The organism is Nocardiopsis lucentensis DSM 44048 (assembly GCF_000341125.1).
Lineage (GTDB): Bacteria > Actinomycetota > Actinomycetes > Streptosporangiales > Streptosporangiaceae > Nocardiopsis > Nocardiopsis lucentensis.
In genome coordinates, this window is sequence record NZ_ANBC01000351.1 from 1 (window position 1) to 6,471 (window position 6,471).

Annotated in this window: 6 protein-coding genes; 3 read left to right on the forward strand and 3 right to left on the reverse strand. The window is 72.4% G+C overall.

Annotated features, from left to right (window positions below; genetic code table 11):
• Both D471_RS0112270 and D471_RS0112275 read right to left on the reverse strand, forming a co-directional pair.
• The coding region (locus D471_RS0112270; RefSeq protein WP_017598886.1) for an FAD-dependent monooxygenase at positions 1–683 on the reverse strand (683 nt) is incomplete at its 3' end.
• Positions 684–842: 159 nt separating this feature from the next.
• Positions 843–1,802: an MBL fold metallo-hydrolase gene (locus D471_RS0112275; RefSeq protein ID WP_017598887.1), complete on the reverse strand. Its 960-nt coding sequence runs from the start codon at positions 1,800–1,802 to the stop codon at positions 843–845.
• 267 nt (positions 1,803–2,069) lie between these two features.
• Between D471_RS0112275 and D471_RS0112280 the strand changes: the two genes are divergently transcribed.
• A complete protein-coding gene (locus D471_RS0112280; RefSeq protein ID WP_026127655.1) occupies positions 2,070–2,609 on the forward strand; it encodes a MarR family winged helix-turn-helix transcriptional regulator in 540 nt (179 codons plus the stop codon).
• 77 nt (positions 2,610–2,686) lie between these two features.
• Entirely contained in the window at positions 2,687–3,715 is a 1,029-nt protein-coding gene (locus D471_RS0112285) for an aminotransferase class V-fold PLP-dependent enzyme (RefSeq protein ID WP_017598889.1), read from the forward strand.
• Positions 3,716–3,864: 149 nt separating this feature from the next.
• On the opposite strand, the gene D471_RS0112290 is transcribed toward D471_RS0112285, so the two are convergent.
• A complete protein-coding gene (locus D471_RS0112290; protein WP_017598890.1) occupies positions 3,865–5,139 on the reverse strand; it encodes a GNAT family N-acetyltransferase in 1,275 nt (424 codons plus the stop codon).
• 214 nt (positions 5,140–5,353) lie between these two features.
• Between D471_RS0112290 and D471_RS0112295 the strand changes: the two genes are divergently transcribed.
• Positions 5,354–6,364, forward strand: coding sequence for an N-acetylglucosamine kinase (locus tag D471_RS0112295; protein ID WP_026127656.1), 1,011 nt, complete (start codon positions 5,354–5,356; stop codon positions 6,362–6,364).
• The last annotated feature ends 107 nt before the right edge of the window (positions 6,365–6,471 follow it).

Consider the following 6,471-nt stretch of genomic DNA (forward strand, 5'->3'; position numbering starts at 1 on the left):
TGGATGAGCACCTGGCGGCCGGGGTTCCACTCGGGGTCGAAGTAGAAGCGGCGTTCGCGCTCCCAGCCGGGCAGGTCGGCGCGGATGTCGCAGATGAGGAAGCGGTCGTCGAACGAGGTGCCCTCGAACCCCAGGCCGAGCGCCTCACGCACGACACCGCCGTGCGCTCCGAGGCAGGCCAGGGCGTGGGAGCCGCGCAGGCGGACCGGACCGTCGGGGGTGGCGCACTCGACGTCGACGCCGTCGTCGTCCTGGGTGATCCCGGTGACGCGGTGGTCCCACAGGGTCCGCACACCCGCCTCGTCCAGGAGGTGGTCGAGGACCTGTTCGGTGCGGGACTGGGAGATGTTGACGAAGGGGGGCAGGGGTGAGGCGCCCGGGTCGGGGAGCCGGACGCTGAACAGTTCGCGGTCCCGGTAGAAGGTGCGGGCGGTGTCCCAGGTCAGGCCCTCCTCGGCGATGGTTCCGGCGCCGAGCCAGTCCCACACGTCCAGGACGTCGCGCTGTTGGCAGATCGCCTTGGAGCCGACGGCGTCGCGTTCGGGCCTGGTGTCGACGATCCGTACGGGCACCCCGCGCCGGGCCAGGAGCAGGGCCGCTGTCTGGCCGACCGGCCCCGCGCCGAGCACCAGGACGGGGTCGGCGACGGTGTCGGCGGGGGGTCGTGGAGCTGGAGGGCGCATCGTGGGCTCCGTTCGGCGTGGGGCGCCCGTGCGGGGCGCGGTGGTCGAGGGGGCGGGTGACGGGTGGGTACCGTCCGTTGAGGGTGGCGTCCCACCCCCGCGTGAAGCGCCCCATGGGCGATGGCGGGCGACGGGTGGGAGGAAGACTCGGCCAGGTGGTCAGCCCTGGAGCTGGTCCCAGACCTCGCGGTCGCGTTCGGCCGTCCAGATGACCGGACGCTCGATGCCGGAGAACTCGTCCCACAGGCGCGAGACGTCGAAGGGCAGGCAGTGCTCGAAGATCGGCCAGTGCCCGTAGGCGCCCTCCAGGGCGGCGTGGGCCGCCTCGAACGCCTCCTTGAGGGTGCCGCCGCGTTCGTGGACGGCGCCGACCTCGCGGATCATCGTGGTGAGGAAGCCGCGGGTCTGCTCGATGGCGGCGTCGACGTTCGCACGGCCGTGCGTGACGGCGCCGCGGCCGCCGATGAGCGTCTCGGCCTCCAGGGCGGCGACGCGGTCGAGGGTGGGCCCGGCCCAGTCGTGGTGGAAGGCGTCTCCGGTGTAGAGGGCGGCTTCGGCCTCGACCAGGTCACCGGCGAAGAGGATCTTGTGTTGGGGCAGCCAGGCGACGATGTCGCCCTCGGTGTGGCCTCGGCCGAAGTACTCCAGGACCAGTTCGCCGCGATCGCCGCCCAGGTCGATGGTGGTGCGGTCGGCGAAGGTCTGGGTGGGCCAGGTCAGGCCGGGGACGGAGTCGGGGTCCTTGGCCAGGCGGGGCATGCGGCCGAACTCGCTGGCCCAGTCCTCCTTGCCGCGCTCGCGGATGAGTTCGTGGGTCTTCTCGTGGGTGAGGATGATGTCGGCGTCGAAGGCGCTGGCCCCCAGGACGCGGACGGCGTGGTAGTGCGAGAGCACGAGGTAGCGGACGGGCTTGTCGGTGTGCTCGCGCAGGAGGGCGAGCCAGTCCCGCGCGGCGGCGGGGGTGGCCAGGGCCTCGAAGGCGACGACGAAGTCCTCACCCTCGATCGCGCCCACATTGGGGTCGCCCTCGGCGGTGAGCGCGTAGACGCCGTCGGCCAGGACCTCCAGTGTCTGCTCCTTGGCCTCGGTGTCGGCGGACGAGGCGAACGGCTTGGCCATGGTCGTGGGACCCCTCACTCGCTCATGGGCGGCGGTCGGCCGCCCAATTAATCAAACCTTTGATGATTTAGACCATAACGTGCCCCGCACCACACGACCAAGAGACCTGCGGCCAATCAGTGAGTGATACAGATCACTCTCCGAGGATAGCCTCCCCACCCCCGCGAGCCCCTGCCGTGAAACCCGCCTCCGCTCCCCCATCCCTGTTCGGCCAGCGCACGCGGAGTCCGCCCGTCCCGCGTCAGCCCCAGGCATTAGGCTGGTGAGGTGACCCATAACACCGCTCCCCCAACTGATCTCACGTTCTGGTCATTCGTCGACTACGCGGTGCAGAAGGCGGAACGAGAACTGCCCTCCGTCGACGCGGAGGCCATGCGCATGGTCTTGACCCTCAACCGGGCGACGAGCATGGTCATCTACGACCTGGAGTCGTCCGTCCACCGGCCCAGGGGGCTCACCTGGCCGGGATTCCGAGTGATCTTCGCGCTGTGGCTGGCCGGACCGATGGAGGCCAAGACCACCGCCGAGATCTCCGGCATGAGCCGCGCGGCCCTGTCCGCCCTGCTCAACACCCTCGAACGTGACGGGCTCATCGTGCGCGAACGCGCCGAGCACGACCGCCGCGCCCTCCAGCTCAGCCTGACCGAGGCGGGCTACGGCGCGATCCTGGGCGGTTTCCGCGCCCACAACCGACGCGAGAGCGCCTGGGCCGAGGCCCTCGAACCCGAGGAACGCCACGAACTGGTCCGCCTGCTCAACAAGCTCATGGCCGGATCGACCACCGCGCAGGCCAAGTTCCGCAGCTGATCCCCGTCACGGACCAAGCGCCACTTCCGCCCGGATTGGCCCTTGAGCGGCCCGTTCACCGCTGTGAGCATCGGGGCATGGACCACAGCAGCCGATCCCGACTCAACGCCGCACGACAGCAGTTCTCCCCCGAGGTCACCTACCTCAACACCGCCACCCACGGTCTCCCGCCCCACCGGGCGCTGCGAGCCCTCGAACGGCACACCCACGAGGTGGCCGCCGGCCGTTTCCAGCCCGCCCGCGCCGACGCCGACGTGGACGCCGCCCGCGCCGCCTACGCTCGCCTCACCGGTGTCCCCGTCGATCGGGTCGCCGTGGGTACCCACGTCTCCCAGTTCGCCGGGACGATCGCGGCGAGCCTGCCCCCGGGTTCGGAGGTCCTGGTCGCGCGGAACGAGTTCGCGTCGGTGATCTTCCCCTTCCTGGCCCGACGGGACGAGGGGATCCGCGTCCGCGAGGTCCCCCTCGACCGGTTGCCCGACGAGGTCGGCCCGGCCACGGCCCTGGTGGCCGTGGCCNCCCCGCTGGAGGAGCTGCTCTCGGCGTGCGCCGACCACGGCGCCCGACTGATGCTCGACACGACCCAGTCGTTCAGCTGGCTCCCCGTGCCCGCGGACCGCGTCGACTTCACCGTGTGCAGCACCTACAAGTGGGCTCTCGGGCCACGCGGGGCGGCATTGCTGACCGGTACGGACGAGGCGCTGGCCACGCTCCGGCCGCTCGCGCCGAACTGGTTCGCGGGCGAGGTCCCCTGGGACTCCCTGTACGGCGGTCCGCTGCGGCTGGCCGACGGAACGCGCCGCCTGGACCTCGCACCGGTGTGGTCGGCCTGGATCGGGCTGGCCCCGGCCCTGGAACTCATCGAGGAGGTCGGCGTGGAGACGATCCACCGCCACGACACCGCCCTGGGGGACAGGCTCCGAACCGCCATGGGCCTCGAACCGGCCGGATCGGCGATCGTGTCGCTGGAGGTCTCCGAGGAGTCCGCCCGGCGGGTGGCGGAGACCGGGATCGTCACCTCCACCCGCGCCGGGCGGCTGCGGGCCTCGTTCCACCTGTACAACGACGAGGACGACGTCGACCGGCTGGTCAAGGCGCTGCGCTAGACCGGAGCGGTCCGCGTCGGGCGGGTCGGCCTCGGCCCAAGCGCGGAGACGACCCGCCCGACGCGCTCCTTCACACCGACACCGCGGCCGCGCGGCACCCGGAACGCTGCGACCGCGTGCCGCGCGGCCGCGGAAAAGGTCCCGAAACCCTAGAAGACCACTCCGCACAGGGGCGCGTGGGGCAGACGCAGCGCCGCGTCCAACCGATCCGCCGCTCCCGGGGTGTGCTCGGCGACCACCCCGGCCGCCGCCTGCGCGGTCAGCGTGTGCCGTCCCAGGAACGCGGCGCCCAGATGGGACACGTCCATGGACAGGTCGGCGGCGGCGTCGGTGGCCTCCACCCCGGCGTCGTCCCCGTCGGCCTTGATCCGCCACCGACCGGCGTTCCAGGGCGCGTAGCGGTCGGAGATCTCGACGACCGTGTCGACCGGCGCCGCGTAGGAGCGCTCGGCCAGGGCCGCGGGCACGTCCACCAGGCGCATCCACAGAACGGTGCGCGGGACGGCGCTGATCCGCTGGCGGTCGGCCAGCAACGTCCACAACGGGTCGTCCACGGCGGTGTTGTCCACCACGACCGTGGCGATCAGGTCCCGGTTGCACACGTGGTCGTACAGGGCCACGCGCGCGGCGGGGGTGGCGGCGACCATCTCCTGGACGCGCAGTTCGCTGTTCCAACCCGCGGGGCCGATCTCCGGACGGGTCCGGTACAGGGCGTACCCCTGCGGACCGTCGGCGTCGGTGACGAGCGCGACCTTCAGGGGGCCGTGGCCGCCGCGCGCGTCCGGGGTGTCCCGCAGCACCCGATCCCACCACACATCGCTGCGCCGGAACCGGCCGACCTGGGTGGGACACACCCTCTGGAACACCTCGACGACCTGTTCCCTGGCCGCGTCGGCGCCGAGCAGGTGAACGGTCAGGGCCGGATCCCGCGGGGCGTCGGGCACGAGCGCGGTGTGCGGCCGGGCGATGGTCAGCTCCGCCTCCATCGAGGCCGCGCCGTAACCGAACCGACCGTAGATGGCCCCCTCGGAGGCCCACAGCGCCGCCAGGCTCTCTCCCCGTTCCCGCAGATCGCGGAGCTGGTGACGCATGAGGGCACTGAGCACTCCCCTCCTGCGGTGGGTGGGCCACACCCCCACCCCGGTCACGCCCGCGACCGGCCGCGGTCCGCCGGGCATGGTCATCTCGAACCCGAAGGAGTTGACCGATCCGACGACCTCGTCACCGTCCAGGGCCACCAGCACACGGTCGTAGCCGCTCTCGTCCATGAGCGGTCGCAGGTGGGGGAGGTTCTCCTCCACCGTGCTCGGAGCCAGCAGCGCCTCCCCCACCACTCGGGCGGCCTCGGGATACTCGTCGTGGTCGGAGGGGCGTACCGTCCACTCGGCGGCGGGTTCGGAGCTGTGTCCGGAAGTCTTCTTCATGACAGTCTGCCTATCAGGAGGGCCTCGAACGTGGCCACACGTTTTCCTGTGCGGTGCGCGACACGTCACAGCGTCCACCGTGGTTCGGTCACCGGACTGTCACGGAGGAGTAGCCGACGTCACGGAGGGGCACCTCTACGGTGTGACTCCTCCTTCGACACCGAAACGACAAGGCCCCCGGTCCACGCGCGGCGCGACGCGCGTCGTGGTGGGGGTGGACGCGGGCGGCACCACCACCCGTGCCCTGGTGACCACCCTGACCGGTGAACGGCTGGGCGAGTCGTGGGCGGGCGGCGCCAACCCCAACACCCACGGCGTCATCCGGGCGGCCGCCCAGCTGACCGAGGCGGTCGAGGGTGCGCTGGACCGCGCCGAACGCTGGGCACGCCAGGAGGTCGCGGCGGTCGTGGTCGGTCTGGCCGGCGTGTCGGCGCTGCGGGACGTGGACGTGCGCGCGCGGATGGAGGGAGCCCTGGTCGAGGCGGGCCTGCCCCGTGAGACGGCGAGGTTCACCGGTGACGACGAGATCGCCTTCGCCTCGGGCACGCCGCTGCCCGACGGAACGGTGCTCATCGCCGGGACCGGGGCGATCGCGACGAGGATCGAGGAGCGAAGGCGCGCCCGGTCCGCCGACGGCATGGGATGGCTGATCGGCGACGACGGCTCGGCGTTCTGGATCGGCCACCAGGCCGCCAAGGAGACCGCCCGGCAGTTGTCCCGGGGTGGGGAGCTCAGTCCGTTGGCGCGCACGGTGGCCAAGCGCGTCATCCCCGGTCAGCGCCCGGCCGATGGTGAGGACCACTGGCCCGAGGAGCACGCCCGCAACTTCGCCCGGACTCTGACCGAGGGGCCTCCGGTCGCGCTGGCCACGCTCGCGCCACTGGTCAGCGAGGCGCACACGGCGGGTGATCCGGCGGCGGAGGTGATCGTGGAGGCCGCCGCGGGCCACCTCGCGCACACGGTGCACCAGGTGCGCACGCCCGGGGAACGCACGCCGGTGGTGCTGTCCGGCGGTGTGCTCACCCACTCCGCACCGGTGCGCGCCGCGCTCACCCGCAAGCTGGAGCTGGGATCGTCGGGGACGGAGATCGTCATGGCCGGGTGCACGGCGGGCGGGGCGGCGTGGCTGGCGGCCCTGCGGGCGGGCGTGGCCGACACCGACCGCGCGCTGCACGAGGTCTTCACACGGACGGGGCGGCGGGACGGCCGCAGCGACGCCGCCTGACCCACGGGGCCGCCTACACAGGGCGCCCGCTTCCGAACCGGCACCGGACCGACCCGCCGGAGGGCGTAACCGTGGTCGACGGACGGACGGGCGGTGCGGCGGGGCCC